Source organism: Paenibacillus apis, assembly GCF_018333295.1.
In the GTDB taxonomy this organism is placed as follows: domain Bacteria; phylum Bacillota; class Bacilli; order Paenibacillales; family Paenibacillaceae; genus Fontibacillus; species Fontibacillus antibioticophila.
The window spans coordinates 113,835-129,695 of record NZ_BORS01000015.1 but is presented as its reverse complement, the minus strand read 5'-3'; the positions used below and the strand labels follow the sequence as shown (position 1 = coordinate 129,695).

At 47.8% G+C, this 15,861-nt stretch carries 15 protein-coding genes and 1 pseudogene; 9 read left to right on the top strand and 7 right to left on the bottom strand.

What is annotated here, in order from left to right; all coding sequences use genetic code 11:
* Positions 1–2: 2 nt before the first annotated feature.
* Genes KI362_RS20035 through KI362_RS20025 form a run of 3 tightly spaced genes read right to left on the bottom strand, consistent with a single transcriptional unit; the run spans position 3 to position 3,954 of the window.
* The gene (locus tag KI362_RS20035; RefSeq protein ID WP_044481367.1) at positions 3–1,196 is read right to left on the bottom strand and encodes a Ger(x)C family spore germination protein; all 1,194 of its coding nucleotides are present in this window, start codon (positions 1,194–1,196) and stop codon (positions 3–5) included.
* Entirely contained in the window at positions 1,189–2,292 is a 1,104-nt protein-coding gene (locus KI362_RS20030) for a GerAB/ArcD/ProY family transporter (protein WP_301629842.1), read from the bottom strand. The genes KI362_RS20035 and KI362_RS20030 overlap by 8 nt, the downstream gene beginning before the upstream one ends.
* Positions 2,293–2,313: 21 nt before the next feature.
* Positions 2,314–3,954, bottom strand: a complete 1,641-nt coding sequence (locus KI362_RS20025) for a spore germination protein (protein WP_301629840.1) — start codon at positions 3,952–3,954, stop codon at positions 2,314–2,316.
* Positions 3,955–4,046: 92 nt separating this feature from the next.
* Here KI362_RS20025 and KI362_RS25490 point away from each other — a divergent pair.
* Positions 4,047–4,454, top strand: a pseudogene (locus KI362_RS25490) (helix-turn-helix transcriptional regulator); the annotation flags it as partial.
* 81 nt (positions 4,455–4,535) lie between these two features.
* The gene (locus KI362_RS20015; protein ID WP_301629873.1) at positions 4,536–5,345 is read left to right on the top strand and encodes a class I SAM-dependent methyltransferase; all 810 of its coding nucleotides are present in this window, start codon (positions 4,536–4,538) and stop codon (positions 5,343–5,345) included.
* A gap of 76 nt (positions 5,346–5,421) precedes the next feature.
* Here KI362_RS20015 and KI362_RS20010 read toward each other — a convergent pair whose 3' ends face one another.
* Positions 5,422–7,191: a flavocytochrome c gene (locus tag KI362_RS20010; protein WP_301629838.1), complete on the bottom strand. Its 1,770-nt coding sequence runs from the start codon at positions 7,189–7,191 to the stop codon at positions 5,422–5,424.
* A gap of 326 nt (positions 7,192–7,517) precedes the next feature.
* Here KI362_RS20010 and KI362_RS20005 point away from each other — a divergent pair, with 326 nt between their 5' ends.
* Complete coding sequence (locus KI362_RS20005) at positions 7,518–7,958, top strand: Hsp20/alpha crystallin family protein (RefSeq protein ID WP_301629836.1); 441 nt, start codon at positions 7,518–7,520, stop codon at positions 7,956–7,958.
* Positions 7,959–8,079: 121 nt separating this feature from the next.
* Here KI362_RS20005 and KI362_RS20000 read toward each other — a convergent pair whose 3' ends face one another.
* Positions 8,080–9,054: an aldo/keto reductase gene (locus tag KI362_RS20000; protein WP_301629834.1), complete on the bottom strand. Its 975-nt coding sequence runs from the start codon at positions 9,052–9,054 to the stop codon at positions 8,080–8,082.
* A 194-nt stretch (positions 9,055–9,248) separates the two neighbouring features.
* On the opposite strand from KI362_RS20000, the gene KI362_RS19995 reads away from it, so the two are divergent.
* Genes KI362_RS19995 through KI362_RS19980 form a run of 4 tightly spaced genes read left to right on the top strand, consistent with a single transcriptional unit; the run spans position 9,249 to position 12,779 of the window.
* Entirely contained in the window at positions 9,249–9,842 is a 594-nt protein-coding gene (locus KI362_RS19995) for an RNA polymerase sigma factor (protein ID WP_301629832.1), read from the top strand.
* Positions 9,781–10,590, top strand: a complete 810-nt coding sequence (locus tag KI362_RS19990; protein WP_301629830.1) for a hypothetical protein — start codon at positions 9,781–9,783, stop codon at positions 10,588–10,590. Before KI362_RS19995 ends, KI362_RS19990 begins: the two co-directional genes overlap by 62 nt.
* 30 nt (positions 10,591–10,620) lie before the next feature.
* Positions 10,621–11,523, top strand: a complete 903-nt coding sequence (locus tag KI362_RS19985; RefSeq protein WP_301629828.1) for an ABC transporter ATP-binding protein — start codon at positions 10,621–10,623, stop codon at positions 11,521–11,523.
* Positions 11,520–12,779 (top strand): ABC transporter permease subunit, encoded by a 1,260-nt coding sequence (locus KI362_RS19980; protein ID WP_301629802.1) that lies wholly within the window; start codon positions 11,520–11,522, stop codon positions 12,777–12,779. Before KI362_RS19985 ends, KI362_RS19980 begins: the two co-directional genes overlap by 4 nt.
* Before the next feature lie 192 nt (positions 12,780–12,971).
* Here KI362_RS19980 and KI362_RS19975 read toward each other — a convergent pair whose 3' ends face one another.
* Positions 12,972–13,808: a leucine-rich repeat domain-containing protein gene (locus tag KI362_RS19975; RefSeq protein WP_301629800.1), complete on the bottom strand. Its 837-nt coding sequence runs from the start codon at positions 13,806–13,808 to the stop codon at positions 12,972–12,974.
* A 364-nt stretch (positions 13,809–14,172) separates the two neighbouring features.
* On the opposite strand from KI362_RS19975, the gene KI362_RS25585 reads away from it, so the two are divergent.
* Positions 14,173–14,304: a LuxR C-terminal-related transcriptional regulator gene (locus tag KI362_RS25585; RefSeq protein WP_374705690.1), complete on the top strand. Its 132-nt coding sequence runs from the start codon at positions 14,173–14,175 to the stop codon at positions 14,302–14,304.
* Positions 14,305–14,366: 62 nt separating this feature from the next.
* Here the strand turns inward: KI362_RS25585 and KI362_RS19970 are convergent, their stop codons facing one another.
* Positions 14,367–14,657, bottom strand: coding sequence for a hypothetical protein (locus KI362_RS19970; RefSeq protein ID WP_301629798.1), 291 nt, complete (start codon positions 14,655–14,657; stop codon positions 14,367–14,369).
* Between the two features lie 229 nt (positions 14,658–14,886).
* On the opposite strand from KI362_RS19970, the gene KI362_RS19965 reads away from it, so the two are divergent.
* Entirely contained in the window at positions 14,887–15,762 is an 876-nt protein-coding gene (locus KI362_RS19965; protein ID WP_301629796.1) for a MerR family transcriptional regulator, read from the top strand.
* The last annotated feature ends 99 nt before the right edge of the window (positions 15,763–15,861 follow it).

The window sequence follows — 15,861 nt, the reverse complement described above, 5'->3', positions numbered from 1 at the left end:
GGTTACTTTTTCTCGGAAAAAGACCCAAAGTCTGTAATGCTCAGTTTGTAGGATATCGAAATTTTGGACTGGCTGAATCTTTCATCCCAGTCGTCCTTTACCTTTTTCCAGACCGAGGGGTACTTGATGGCTAGCTGATCTCCAAAGCCCGCAACATCCGCAGCGTAAGTATCCTGCAGCTTGTGGATCAGCTGTGTCATCATTCGAATAAGCTCTTCCTCAAAAATTTTGCTTGCCTCGTCTGCGTACTCCTGGGTGGTTGAGGTATCCCCTTTGCTCCACGTCTCAATGATTCTTCCTGTCGTTGTAATTTTTACATCAAAGGATATTTCTTCCCCTTCTACATGGGGTGTAATTTTGCTCTTTAATGATTTCATTTCAAAGACCAGCGGCTCGCCTTTTGAGTCGTTCACTTTAATGACTCCTCTATCCCCTTCGCCTCGGAGCCAAGTCAGGCACATGGTATCATCTTCTCCCAATGACCCAATGGATTGTCCTATGGAGCCTTTAATGATTTCCGCACCCGAGAAGAGTGTCTCCTTGCCGGCTGTGATCAGCCTTTGCAGAACAAAGCTCTTTCTCGAATGAATCATCGCATCCAGCCTGGCCAGCGTAACAGGGCGCATGACTTTACTCGTTCGGGAACGGTTGCGCGACATGCCGATAAGAGAGACTGCAGGAATCTCTTTGTTTGGAGTGCCGACCAATACATCCATGGCCTCTCCTTCACTGACAAGTACAATGCAGCTGGGACGAATATCGTTGTCCCGAAGAAGGAAATCGGTCAATTGCTCGGCACTTTGCTTCTTCAAAAGATCCGCCGATATAACGATTACTTTGAGGTGATGCCCAATAATAGGGCGGTCCAGACGAATTGAGAACTGGCGGAATATTTGCAGAATCGAATCCCCGCTCCCGGAGATGTTGAAGAAGGGGGAACTCTTCTCCAGAGACTTGTCCTCATTAGAAGCTACGCCCACAGCAGGAACAACTTGAATCGTTACCAAGAGTTTATCCTGCTTGGGGTACCTGGCTCCTTTACGTTCCAAATCTTTTTCCTTAGGCGCCGGCTTACCCGCATCCAGTGATAATCCAAGATAAAGAGCCAGGTCCTCAATCTCCGTGCTGCTCCAGCAGCCTGACAGCAACAAGAGCACACAGAGAATACCTGTAAGCTTGCGGAGACTTTTAAGCATGACCTTTCGTTCCTTTCTTGCGTATCATCCAGATTAAAGTGAGCAGCAGCGGCAACAGGAAGAACATTCCCAGTCCGATATAGCCGATGCTATCTCCAAGTGTAAATACATCCTGCAAGCTTCTCGGGAGCATAGTAGCAATAAAGATAGCAGGGGCCAGTAAGAAAATGACAGGCTTCAACCGAACATTAAAAATCTGGGATATTCCGAGCGAGGCTTGAAAGAAAAAACTGCTAAAATTACAGAACATCTGCATCAGCCAGATAACCATGAAAGGGAATTCCAGCCGCTCGATGAAAAAACCGGTGATCTCAAAGCTGCGGACAAGATCAATGGTGGGCCAAGTGCTGGTTACCACGCTATCCACGCTGAGGCAGCCGATGACAAACACCACAGTCAGCAGATACAGGAAGATGGGAATAGCGATGCCCCCCAGCATAGCCTTGACCGCCTGCTTAGGCTCCTGAAGAAAAGCTGTCAGTGTCAAAATGACTTCACATCCGGCATAGATGAGAATGGCCGTCTTCATTCCGCGCAGAATAGGCAGAAATCCCGAACCGAGAACCGGGCGAAGATGGTTAATGTCAAACAGACGAAGACTCACACCAAATGACACGAGCAAGACGAGAATCGAGATCGGAAGAACAATCTGGAACACTCTTGCAATGGAATTGATCCCTCCCAATACGAGGTAAACCCCAGCCCAAATAAAGGGAAGCACAATGGCCTCAGAGGGGGTTCCCTCAAGGAGGAAGAACGTCGTCACCTCTGCCAGCGTCCGGATCTCAAACCCGGCAACGACGATGAAATACAGAATCAGGAGCATCCCCACCAGCTTGCCGGGGAACTTGCCAATGATTTTGCCAGCATATTGAAAGACCGTCTGCCCGGGGAATTGCAGGCATAGCTTCACCATAAGAAGAACAATGCCCAGCATTGCAGCTCCCCCCAGCAGAATGGTTATCCAGGCATCCGGGGTTTGCATCGCCTGGGTGACATTTCGGGGAAGGGTGAGAATCCCTGCCCCCAGGAGCGTATTGGTCAGGAATACAGCAGCTTGGGAAGACGTTATTTTATCGTCTGTGCGATTGAACACGTTAATGGCCTCCTGACACAATTAGGTTTGGCGACGCTCCTGCCGCGTTTTCATCATAGCGGGTCGTTTCTTCATTAAAGAGATCGGAGCACGAATAAACAGATCCTTCCAATCCTGCAGCCGGTAAGGAGAGACTGGAGTCAGATAGGAGACACCGAAGCTCTTGAGCCGGGAGAGATGACTGCACAACAGCAGAAAGAACAAGATGGTTCCGAACATGCCCAGGATGGCGGCGAAGACCATCCCGAAAAAGCGTAATAGCCGCAAGGTAATCCCGGCGCTGTAAGACGGCATCGAGAAGGAGGAGATTGCGGTCACTGCCACCACGATGACAAGGATCGGACTGACAATGCCAGCTTGGACGGCTGCGTCTCCAACAATAATACCTCCTACGATCCCCATCGCCGGTCCGATCGGCTTCGGCAGTCGAATCCCTGCTTCGCGCAGGATTTCGATAGACAGTTCCAGGACCAGCACTTCAATTAATGACGGAAAAGGCACTCCCTGCCTTGTCTCGATAATGGATAGCACCAGTTCTGTCGGAATTAGTCCGGGGTGGAAGGAGATAAATGAAATATAGATGGAAGGTGCCAATAAGGATAAAAAAGCAGCGAAAAAGCGGAGTATCCGCAGAAACGAACTGGGAATCCAACGCTCATAATAGTCCTCCGGGGATTGAAGCAGCATGCTGAAGGTGGCCGGAGCAATCAGCGCAAAGGGGCTTCCGTCCTGCAGAATCGCTACCCTTCCCTCCAAAAGCCCATTGATAACACGGTCAGGCCGTTCGGTATTTTGGAGCTGTTGAAAAGGGCTTAAGTAGTTATCCTCAATAAGCTGCTCAATGTATCCTGAATCTGCGAGAAAATCGATATTGATATTGCTTATACGTGCTTCGACCTCCTTCAGAAGATCAGCGTTTACAATGTCTTTAAAGTAGGCGATAACCACCTCTTTGGGCAGCGTATTGCCGATGATGTAGCTCTTCATCTCCAGCTGATCGCTAAAGCCTTGGCGGCGAAGCATCGAAGTGTTTTCGCTGAGCACCTCCGTAAAACCAATACGCGGGCCGCGCAGCAGGGCCTCGGACAAAGGCTCGACGATAGCGCGATTACTCGTGTTGGGGCTCTGAATCAATAAGCCGCAGGGGACCCCTTCAATGATGAGTCCGGCATATCCGAACAGGACGAGCCGGCTGAACTCTCTTACATCCGCTGATTCTTTAAGGTTGTAGAAAGGGAGAAGTCCCTTGACATTGGGCGGACTGGCGAGCATTTCGCGCGTGGCTTCAAACATGAAGAACTCAAGGGTGCGCATATTGAGCTCCCTTTCCCGCTGCATCCCGTTTACATAGAACAGGGTGCCCTTGGCGTCAAACCTGGACAACGGAAATTCCCTGACAGTTAAGTCGCTATTCTTGCCTATGACATCCATAACGGAACGTACATCTGCGGCATAATCCCCGGCAAAAGGTGTTGTTGCGACGGAAGACGAGTCAGGAGATGGAACGGAAGCGCGGGCTGAAGCAGACTTGAAAGTACCGCCGCTTTTAACATAGGCATGTATGCGGGCGAGTATTTTACTAAGAAGAAATGGGACCAGGAAGGCCACAACCGCAAGAACCCAGATATGCCAGCTGGGTATAAACGACTTCAGTGATGACATCAAGGAATATTCACCCCATAATGGAATTAAAGTCTTGCAATTAAGCTTTCCTAAGCGGTCTGATTTTAGTCACCGTCAAAGTAGATGGGCGAATGAAGAAGGGGATATTGAGCTTCATTTTGCATTTAAATGCACCGAATGCAAAGCTTGTCCTCGAACGAGCAGATATAATTACAGCGAAGGTAACCGTAGGAGGTGACGTTATGGATTGGCAGAAGTGCATGAACCAGGCCGTTGAATATATAGAGAACAACCTGTCCTCCGAGATTGATTATTCTACTGCTGCACAAATTATGAACTGCTCTGACTGGGAGTTTCGGAGAGTTTTTTCTTTTATAGCCCAGATCCCTTTATCCGAATATATTCGTCGCAGGAGATTAACCATGGCAGCGGCTGATGTTCGAAACGGCGACAAAATCATGGATATTGCTCTGCGTTACGGTTATGAATCGCAAGCTGCTTTTTCCAGGGCCTTTAGACAATTTCACGGAATCTCGCCATCCTTGGCTCGTGACAAGAAGCTGATTCTTAAGTCGTTTCCGCGTCTAACCTTCAAGCTTATATTAATGGAGGGCTTAGGCATGGACAAAAAACTAGGGAATCGCACAAGCATTATCGGCGGCGGGGAGGTCGGCTTCGCCATTTCGGTGGATTTGGACCAGAAAGAAATTCATAAAGTCAACAGCTTCTTTTGGGACACTAAAGGAAATGAGGTTATAGGAACAACAGCGCTACCGCTATATGGAGCTTATATTTCGGAAGAAAAATGTCAGCTATTCGGTGATATATCAGGAAAGCGGGTGCTGGAGATCGGCTGCGGGACAGGCCATTCCTTGCAGTATCTCGGTGATCGGAAGGCGGCGGAGCTGTGGGGGATTGACATCTCGGAACAGCAGCTGCAAAAAGCTAGGCAGCATCTGGAGGCATCAGGTCACTCAGCGGCATTGTTCTGTGCGGCTATGGAAGAAGAATGCGGCATACCGACCGATTATTTCGATGTGGTGTATTCCGTATACGGCATAGGCTGGACCACCGACCTTGAGGGAACTTTTCGACGGATCGCTTCCTACCTTAAGGAGGGAGGAGCTTTCATCTTCAGCTGGTCTCATCCCATACACAAATGCGTTACGGCGGAGGATGACATCCTTGTCTTTAAAAAATGTTATTTCGATGAATCCTGGTATTCGGTATCGCTGGATGGAGGCTCACTGTCATTATCAGACCGAAAACTATCAACCTATGTAAATGCATTGGCGAAAGCAGGCTTTGCTATTGAGGAAATGATCGAGGAATCGGATGAGGAAATCATACAGGCGCAAGGCGAGAACGAGTTCTCAAAAAAGGCGAAGATGCTTCCCGTTACATTTGTGATTAAGGCTAGGAAACTATAAATGAGGGGCGGAGAGGCCCGCCCCACAAAATGGAAGCAACCATTTTGTGAAGCGGGCCTCTGTTATATCCTCTGTGCTATTTCAATTCTGCCGCTGCAGTTTGACCTGCGATACGTCCGAAGACGATGATGTCGGCTACGGCATTACCGCCGATGCGGTTGCCGCCATGTACGCCGCCAGTGATTTCACCGGCTGCATACAGACCGGCAATCGCGTGTCCATCCGGTTTCAGGACGTGAGTTTTCGTATCGATCTTCACGCCACCCATCGTATGGTGAATGCCTGGGGTGACAGGGATGGCGTAGTAAGGGCCTGCTTCAAGGGATTGAGTCAAGTGGACACGCTCGAATTCGGTATCCTTCCCGTCTTTAACATATTGGGTGTAGGTCTTCAATGTGGCTTCCAGGGAAGCTGCATCGATTCCCAACTCGCTTGCCAGCAGGGAAAGGTCATCTCCCTTGGTTGCGTAGCCTTCTTTGATATATTTGGCCAAGGAAGCATTTTCGTCAACCATCTCCTGGTTTGTGATCAGGTAGGCCATTTTATCTGTTTGCTTCAGAATATTTTGCGATACAACGTCACGCGTAAGCAGTTCATTTGTAAACCGCTTGCCTTCTTTATTCACGAGGATAGCGCCATCACCGCGAAGACCTTCTGTAAACATATAGCCTGATTCAGGATCGGTGGTCGGGTGAATTTGAATTTGCTCGATTTGCATCAAATCTGCGCCAACCTCTTGAGCCATGACGATCCCTGAGCCGGTTGCTCCGGCATGGTTCGTTGTAGAGAAGCCTTCCAACTCAGGACGATATTGCACTACCATTTCGCTGTTGGCTCCAAAGCCGCCCGTAGCAAGAATAACCGCTTTGGCATTTACCTTGAAGGGATTTTCATTTTTATCGATAGCCTCAACGCCTACGACAGCGCCGTCTTGTTCAATAAGCTTCACAGCTTTCGAGTTGAGCAGAATATCAACCTCAAGCTCTTTTAATTTCTGTGACAGAACATTAACCACGACCGGACCAATCGCAGATCCGTCAGCCGGAGTATGAATTCTTGGATTCGTTGCCCCGCCTGATAAGGAAACTCTGGAAATGCCTGCGCCCATATCATTCAGCCAATAAATTGCATCAGGCGCATGATCGACCAGGGTGCGAAGCAATTCCGGATCATTAATGTCATGCCCGCCTTTCAATGTGTCTTCATAGAATGTCTGTTTAGAATCCTTAATGCCGTTCTCTTCCTGGATCGTTGTTTCGGCTGCGTTAAGACCGCCGGTAGCACGGTTGGTATTGCCTCCGATGATCGGCATTTGTTCAAGGATAACGACCGATTTGCCTGCTTCCTTGGCTTCAATGGCAGCGGAGAGACCTGCTCCTCCCGAGCCAACAATGACGATATCGACATTAAGATCCTCTTGCTTCGTTTGCTCAACGATCAGCTTATTAGCCGGATCCTTCAGGTCGGCAATATTTGCGCCGGCTTTTTCCAAGGCAAGGGAGACTGCCTCAATAATACCGGCACTGGATTCGCTGGCGCCCGATACTGCATCGACGGCCAAGCTTTGGGTGTTGATAATGTCAGCCGTCAGCTGTGCAACGGCTCCGTCTCCAATGCTGCCGGTTTCGCCATCGGCTGTAATTTCAATGGATTCGATCTTGTCTGCGGATACGGTTACCATGGCTTTAATTTCCCCGCCGTGTCCCTTTGAGACGCCCTCGTAAGTACCAGGTGTAAATTTGCCTGCTGCGGCAGCCCCTTCTGTGGCCGGCTTCTCTTGGTTGCAACCAACGACGAGCAGCATGATAAGTCCAACCATTAGAATCGTGAATAAACTCTTCTTCACTATATAACGCCCCCATTTGTGTTTTATTTCACAATGTTGTGCTGACTTATGTTAGCATGATTTATTGGATAGGCATTATAAGAATTGTCACAATGTCTATTAGAAAGGTCATAATATGGGGTGCTCACCTATTGAATATTCTCGCGTTCTCGATAAAAGGTCAGAAAAGGTCAAACAAACAGAAAAACCGTTCCCGATGAAGGAAAACCACCAAAGACGGCAGATAATGGCTTTATGTGGTCCTAGATGCTTTTTGTCAAGATTAATGGCAGAGTCCTATAATAAAAGCGTAAGGTCAAATAAAGTCAAAGAAAGGGGAATGTGTGATGTTTGATTTGGTTCCATTCGGAAGACGCAGAGAGGATGCATGGGGTCCGTTGGCGAAGGCATTTAACGATGTCTTTAACGATGATTTCTTCACCTCGATGAGACCTCAGATGCTGTCCTTCAAGACGGATGTGCGCGAGACGGATCAGGCCTATCTGCTGGAGGCCGAGCTGCCCGGTTTTCGGAAAGAGGATATCGATATCGACTATGCAGCTCCTTACTTGACAATTCGAGCGGTTCACCAGGAAGATGGCAGCGTAGAGGATAACCATCAACAATTGGTCCATAAGGAACGGCGCTATGTCGAGTATGTTCGCAGATTCTACGTGCAGGACATCGATGAAGATAGCATTCGCGCATCCCTGAAGGATGGATTACTGAAGCTGGAGGTACCGAAGCGGCAGTCGACAAAGTCGAAGCGTATTAAGATTCAGGATTAAAAATAAATATTTCATCAAGGGACTGTCCAGAAAGTCAGCAAAAAACAGACTTCTGGCAGTCCCTTCTTGTTAAATGCGAAAAATGTACCATCAGGGGCGGGATGAACGTTTTCGATTGTCCTTAGCTCAAGCGAAAATAACCGAACGGCTCCCCATTTCGGAAGGCGCGGCTGGCTCCATCCAGCTGCGCCATTGTTGTACTATCCAGCGCAAGCTCCACGCTCTTGAGATTATCCTCCACCTGCTCCACGCGGGTAGCGCCCACGATCACACTGGACACAACGGGCTGCTCCATTAGCCAGGCCAAGGATAAGGAGCTGGCTGAGCAACCGGCTTCGGCGGCAATCCGCCCGACTTCTCTGCCTAAGGCCAAGCTGTCTTCGCTGATGCGCTGGGCGAAGGAGGGGTTCTTCTCCAGTCTGGAACCGGAGGGCCCCTCCTTTGCCGAGGTGTATTTTCCTGTCAAAATCCCGCCGGCCAGTGGGAAGTAAGGAATGATCCCGAGGCCCTGATCGATACACAACGGGATCACCTCGCGCTCCGGCGTCCGATCCGCCAAGGAGTAGCTGGTCTGCATCGAGACAAAGCGGTTCAGCCCCAGGTGATCACTGATCCCGAGCGCCTTCATCAGCTCCCAGGCTGCATAATTCGATGCCCCGATATATCTTACTTTTCCCGAACGAATCATATCATCCAGCACACGCAGCGTTTCTTCCAATGGTGTATTTGGATCAAAGGTGTGGATCTGGTACAGGTCCACATAGTCTGTTCTGAGACGCTTCAAGCTCTTCTCCAGCTCAAGCATCAAGTGGCGGCGGGACGAGCCCTGCTCGTTAGGCCCTTTTCCTGTGGGCAGGCCGGCTTTGGTAGCCAGAATAACTTGATCGCGCCGGTTCTGGATGGCTTGTCCGATAATGCTCTCGCTGGCCGTGTCGGAGTAAATGTTGGCCGTGTCCAAAAAATTAATACCTCGATCCAGTGCTGCATGGATAATTTGCTCCGAAGTTCTAGCATCCGCACGCGAGCCGAAGGAATTTGTCCCGAGCCCCAGTGCCGATACCTCGAGTCCGCTGCGTCCCAATCGTTTATAGTCCATGATGAATCCTCCTATCCTATTGAGAATGTTACTTTTAGTATAGCTAATCCGGATCAACAAAAGCCATAGTGGTCACATAACAGGTATGTTCTTCAAAGCAGCACTCACTTGCTTATTTTTTCACAAATTCGCCACATTAGGTCTGCAAAATATCAGCATTTACCCTGTTAATCCATATGAAAGGAGAGGGAGCCGTGGACGACGCAGAACTGTTTGAACGAATCGCTCGCGGGGATGCAGAAGCATTGAACCGATTGATAGAGCGCCATTATGACTTCATCAAGCGCTACTGTTATTGGAAGACCGGACAAGCCGAATTGGCCGAGGATCTCACTCAAGATACGTTTTACCGCTTCTGCCGTTCACTTTCCAGTTATAAGGACAAGGGGAAATGCAGGGCCTACTTATATACAATTGCCCGCAGATTGTGTGCGGATGCCTTCCGTGAAAGGCCTCCCGAACCGATTGAACAGGTTCCGGAGGCCAAGCTTGGCTCCGCTCTCTCGGCAGAGGATGAAGCCGGGGCGCATCTCCAATCGAAGGAACTGCTTGAGGTGCTCCAAGAGCTGCCGTCAGAGCTGCAGGAGGCCATCATTCTCCGCTACAGCTACGGGTTCCGGTATCGGGAGATTGCCGCGATCACTTCCGTTCCTCTGTACAAAGCCCGCATCCGGGTTGAACGGGGACTTGCCGCCATGAAGAAGAGAATGAGAGAGGAGGACCTAAATGAAAAGGAAACTGGACGAGCTCATAACCATGCTGGAGCTTCCCCCTGTTCCGATGTCTGACGGGCAGAAGCAGCAGCAGACCTTCGAACACGCACTTCTTATTCTCGAAAGAACACGGAAGGAGGAGATGGTCAAACGCTCCCCGATGCTTAATTTCTTCTTTCGGCAGATGATGTACATCGGCTGGAAGGTATGGCTCTGCCATGCAGGACTTCTTCTTACGGCACTAATGTTTGCCCTGCAAATTCCGACGGATTCGTTCTTGGGGAATGGGCAGGTGCTTGCGGTCATTTCCACGGTCTCCCCGCTGCTTGTGCTAATCGGTATGCGGCTGCTTGCCCGTTCTTATGCTTATCGAATGGTTGAGCTGGAAATGAGTACTTATTATTCCCTGGAGCATCTTTTGCTTTCCCGGCTGTGCCTTTTCGCGATCACGGATTTTATGGGCCTTGCAGGCTTGGCAGGATGTCTGAGTCTGGCATGGGGAGAACAACTGGGCTACGTGCTGCTTTATCTCTTCACCCCGTTTACCGTCTCGGCAGCAGGCTGCTTATGGCTGTTTAACCAGCCCCGTGTTCGTGACAAATCGTCTGCCTGCTCCATCTTTACCCTGCTTCTGCTTGCAGTTCAAATGGCAGGTGTGTTCCGTACTCCGACAGGAGGGAGCCACCTTTATGAAATTCAGGATGAAGGGACGGCGTTTGCGGTACTGATGCTCATACTTGCATTGTCCCTGATCGCTGCCGCAGTCCAATTGCGACGCCTGCTCCGTACTTTCCGCCATCTGGGGAGTAGTGAGACTTTGTAACATGAAATACAGGAAGGAAGTGTCATTACGATGGAACTGACTATCGAATCGATTAGCAAGCGTTATGGGAGATCGGTTGCCGTGGACAATGTAAACGTACGTCTTCAGCCGGGCGTTTATGGTCTGCTTGGCGCAAATGGAGCTGGCAAAACGACGTTGATGCGCATGATCTGCGGCATTCTTTCGCCCAGCTCCGGACATATTGCATTGGATGCGCAACCCATAGTGTCCATGGGGGAAGCATACCGGAATCTGCTCGGCTATTTGCCGCAGGATTTTGGCTATTATCCGGATTTCACAGCCCGTCAATTTATGCACTATACCGCTGCGTTAAAAGGCCTGAGTACAAGCGCCGCAAATCAACGTTCAGAAGAATTGCTGGAACTAGTCTCGCTTAAAGAAGCTGCGCGAAAAAAAATACGCACTTTTTCCGGCGGCATGAAGCAGCGGCTTGGTATTGCCCAGGCACTGCTGAATGATCCCGCTATTCTTGTCCTCGACGAGCCTACTGCCGGACTGGACCCGAAGGAACGAGTCCGGTTCCGCAATATGATTGCGGCGCTTGCCAAGAATAAAATCGTCTTGCTGTCCACTCATATTGTGCCTGATGTGGAGCATATCGCCCATCAAATCCTCATCATGAAGAAAGGTCAAATCATTATGAGCGGAACCGCTCAGGACCTTACCCGGAGTATGGAGGGGCGGGTCTGGATGTGCCGAATTGCTGAACGGGAGGTGGAGGCCTTCAGTCAACTGTTCCTAATCAGCAATCTGAAGCACGGCTCGGATCAAGTGGAGCTGCGCGTCATCTCGGCTTCTCCGCCGTTACCTGGTGCCGTACAGACGGCGCCGACTCTGGAGGATCTGTATCTGTATCACTTCCATGATGAATCCGATCCCAAGGCCTCAGACAGAAAGGAGAGAGTACTTTGAACACCTTAACCGGTTTCGAGCTGCGCAAGCTCATTAGCCGCAAATCCACTCTCATCGGGTTGATCGGCTTTCTCGTTGTATCGCTGCTAAGTACGGTAGTACCTGCATTTCAGGAGGACTCTTATGAAGCAAGCGGAACCGTAAAAGGGTTCGCAGCGATTGCCCTCGAGAAGAGCTATGCCCGCAGCTTTCAGGGCGAACTGACACCGGCTGTCTTTTCCCAAACCGCGTCAACATATCAGAAGATATTGAATGAATTGGTTCATCCGAACGAAGAGACTGGGATGGGAGCCGGCTCCGGGATTTCGAATGAAGACTTCTATAAGGTCTATTCCCTCTCTCCGGTCCTGAACTACCTCCGCAAAGGCTTTTCACCTGCGGGAGAATATAATTATGATGTAGTTGATACGCTTACTCCCGAGAAAGCGGCCACTTTCTATGATCAGCGAACGGGGACTATTCAACAGGTTCTGAATCATCCCCCTGACGGCGTTTCGTATTCGGAGGACGCAAAGGCAACCTTCCTGCGGATGAACGATCAAATTACCATTCCTATGAAATTCGATTATGCAAGAGGTTGGAGCTTGCTTCTCCAAAATTCAGGATTCTTTTTTCTCACGGTCTGCTTTATTCTCAGTGTCTGCACAGCCCCGGTCTTCTCCGGTGAATACCAGAGTGGAGCGGACGCCATCATCCTGGCGACCCGATATGGAAGAAGCAAGCTGATCCGGGCAAAAATCAATGCATCACTCCTGTTCACAAGCGGCATGTTCCTGCTGGCCTGGCTTATGGCACTCGCTTTGTCTATGATCGTCTATGGAGCTTCGGGGTGGAACTCGCCTCTTCAAACGATAGACACGCGATATTTATTCTCGCCTTATCCTGTTACGGTGCTCGGAGCCTTCCTTCTGACCACGTTGATCGGCTGGCTCGCATGTCTTGCTATTGTAAGCTTTACTTTGCTGCTCTCCTCCCGAATGCGCACTCCATTTTCGGTTATGATCTGGAGCATCGTGCTTCTCTTTGTCCCTCTTTTCATTCCGGAGAGCGGAGAGAATCGTCTGTTCAATCATCTGCTGGCTCTCCTGCCTGGCCGACAGACTGAAGTTTACAGCAGGTTCCGCGGCTATGAATTGATCGAGGTCGTCGGCTTGAACGTACCGCTGCCCTATGCAGTTGGGTGGACCGCTTTTCTTATCACCATCGTGCTTCTTCCCTTTGCATGGCGGGGCTTCCGGAAGCATGAGGTCGCCTAAGCTTGTAATATGCGATGATAGACCAGTTACGGAGGCTATAGAAGGTATCCATGCGATGTAGGAGATACTTCATCTTCTTATGCATGAAACCCAGTAGCTCGAGACAGGTAAGTAAAATTATCGATATTATAGTCCAACTAAAACAACAAACTCCTTGGTTCTCAAATGAACTTAGGAGTTTGTATGCTTCTACTAATATGCTAGAATATTGGTCTCCGATACTTGTACAGAGTCCCCAATATGGTCCAAGTCTTTAATGTTATCCTTAGTTACAAGCAGGATTTTTAGTTCTGGTAAATTGGCTAAAAAAGAAACAGTATCGACCGATGTATCGCGAATATCCAAAAGTTTCAAGTTCTGCTGTTCTTGTAGTATAGTAATATCTTGTACTTGAGTACTTTTTAGTTCAATTCGCTCTAAATTGATAAGTTCTTTAATCTGACTAATGTCACTAACAGGATTATAGGAAATAAGCAAATTTTTTAACTTTTTAGCATTTTGAATACCTTCTAGAGTTGTTAGTTGACTAGAAGACAGTTCTAAGGTAACAAGGGAGTCCCAATTGCTAATAAAATCTAGAGTCTCAATATCACTATCAGTTATGGTTAACGATTGGAGATGAATTTTACTAAAATCAGGTAGTTCTTTTAGAGAAACTCCCTCTAAGTGTAGTGAGCTCAGGTGTTGCATATTATAAATAAAGTCGTAGCTCATAACTTTTACATGAGATAGATGAATACTTTCTAGATTTTCCAGCCTGGTTAATGAAGATAGATCTATCGGATCACTAATTCCTTCTAAGTTAATACTTTCAATTTTTTTTAGATCTTCATCACTTAATGGACTTTCTGTATCAGCTAAAGCCTCCCTAATTTTGATTTCGATAATTGGCGGAAAATCAGATGTTTTTTTTTCTATTTCACTACTACGAAGGAACTCAGACCCATTTCTCTCGGTACAGCCTATGACAAATATTAATAATAACATGGATAAAATAATTGCACTTTGTTTAATAAGTTCTTTAACCACAAATCCCCCTCCTACTCCCTTTATTAAATATAATCTCATTTTATTCAAAATAATTCCATGGTTATTTTTCTAATTATATACAAGGGTGTTTTATACTCCTCCGCCAACCAGTATGTGCAGTTTTCTCTCATAGCACCATCAACTACTGATCGAGGATTGGATTTGTAAAGATACCTCTTGAGAGAAAGTTCTAGCTTTAAATGAAGCACACGTAAGCACTTCTAGGGAGTAGAAGCATGATTAAAAGAAAAGGTACTTTAGCTTTTTTATCGTTTAAAAATAAGACAAACTCCTTGGCTCTAGATGGACCTAGAAATTTGTCTGCAATCTGAAAGGTACTAATTAAACTTCCTATTATGTAAAAATTTCTCAAAAATATGCGAATGTAAAAATTGCCAACAAATTGAATAGTAGTGAAAGTTCTGTTGAAAATTATTTGAAGAAGCTATACAGTAAGCTAGTTGTTACTTCAAAAACTGAAGCTTTGAAAAGATAACTCATGAAAATAGAATACTAGCTTTCTATGAGATAGTTAAAGGGTTAAATAACTGAAAAAATTCATTCTTCGACTTTCAAAAACTTCTTCTCTCCTATAATGACCATCTTGGTATCCTTTCTGATATCGCCTAAGTCGTAGACGACACCTTCTGATGGTATGGAGGCATCGGGTGTATACTCAAAGCTCCCGAACTTTGTTGTTATTCCGTCAACATATTTTGCTGTTCGGGCATTCTCTATCTCCTCTGGCGTAGCTTTTCTAATATTCATATTGTCTTTAGCTGTATTATCCTGATCTGTGAAGTTCAGAATTGCTAGGAATCCGATAGCGCACAACAGTATAATTGCCATGGTGATCCATACCGCTTTATTCCGATTTTTCATTGACTGATTTAATCCTCCCTAAGTATTTTCTAACTCAATTATATCTTATCTTGATTGTGGGCAAATAACCATTTTTTATATGGTTTTCCGTAACCATCTTTGGGGGCACTTTTTTTGGGGCATCTTAGAGTTGACGGCGAAATTGATTTGACCGCCCTCCAAGGGGCTGGCTTATGATGGTCATGAGGTGATCTTCATGTTGATCCATGAGGTATGCGAGAGATGCTTCATCACTAAAAAGGCGGTTGAGTACTATATAAGGCAAGGTCTGGTCCATCCGGAGATTGACGCTAACGGGTATAGGAACTTTAGCGGGCAGGATCTATCCCGTTTAAAGGAGATAGCGGTGCTAAGAGGCTTGGGCCTGGGCATTTCGGAGATCAGAAATGTGCTTGCAAGCAAGAATAAGTCCGCAGCGGTATCCAAATACAGCTATTTGGCTCATCTCAAGCATCAGCAACAGCTCGAACAAGAGAAGCGTCTTGAACGATTGGCGGAAGACTATGATATTGATCGGGAGCTGCAAGAGATGCATGATCATCGGAACCGGATATTTTCCCTCAGGGAGAGATTAGTCCTATCTTTTCCCGGCGCCTTCGGGATGTATTTGTCGATTCATTTTGGTCCCTTTTTAGATATAGCTGTAGACAGTGATGACAAAGAGCAAGCCTGCATGAACATCATCCATTTTCTAGACCACCTAGAGATCCCGGAAGAGATGGATGCATTGCTGGAACAGCATGTTCCACTCATGCGAATGGAAGACATGGCCGAAGTCAGCGGTACGCTGCAACAGACCATCCTGCATGATCCGGAGGCTTACATAGAGGAGCATCGGGAGAAGATTCAGGCCTATAACGAGTATCGCAACTCGGAGCATTACAAGACGACATCCGCCTATAAGCTGCAGCAAGCTCTGTTGGAATTTCAGCGGGACAGTGGCTACACCGATATCTTCATTGCCAATTTGAAAATCTTGAGTCCTGCTTACCGGGATTATGCTGACAAGCTGCAAGCGGCGAATCGCATCTTTGTGGAGAAATTCCCGATTTCCGTGAAAAGAAAGGAATAAATCACGATTTGAGAAAGGGGCGCATACGCGCTCTTTTCTCTTTTTTTGCGTGCCAAGAGTTTGACCGGCGCCTGGAACTGGACGTTGTGCCACCGTCCA

Coding starts and splice junctions, on each gene's coding strand:
- KI362_RS20035 (WP_044481367.1), bottom strand. CDS start 1,196: ATGCTTAAAAGTCTCCGCAAGCTTACAGGTATTCTCTGTGTGCTCTTG.
- KI362_RS20025 (WP_301629840.1), bottom strand. CDS start 3,954: ATGTCATCACTGAAGTCGTTTATACCCAGCTGGCATATCTGGGTTCTT.
- KI362_RS20015 (WP_301629873.1), top strand. CDS start 4,536: ATGGACAAAAAACTAGGGAATCGCACAAGCATTATCGGCGGCGGGGAG.
- KI362_RS20005 (WP_301629836.1), top strand. CDS start 7,518: ATGTTTGATTTGGTTCCATTCGGAAGACGCAGAGAGGATGCATGGGGT.
- KI362_RS20000 (WP_301629834.1), bottom strand. CDS start 9,054: ATGGACTATAAACGATTGGGACGCAGCGGACTCGAGGTATCGGCACTG.
- KI362_RS19990 (WP_301629830.1), top strand. CDS start 9,781: ATGAAAAGGAAACTGGACGAGCTCATAACCATGCTGGAGCTTCCCCCT.
- KI362_RS19985 (WP_301629828.1), top strand. CDS start 10,621: ATGGAACTGACTATCGAATCGATTAGCAAGCGTTATGGGAGATCGGTT.
- KI362_RS19970 (WP_301629798.1), bottom strand. CDS start 14,657: ATGGCAATTATACTGTTGTGCGCTATCGGATTCCTAGCAATTCTGAAC.
- KI362_RS19965 (WP_301629796.1), top strand. CDS start 14,887: ATGTTGATCCATGAGGTATGCGAGAGATGCTTCATCACTAAAAAGGCG.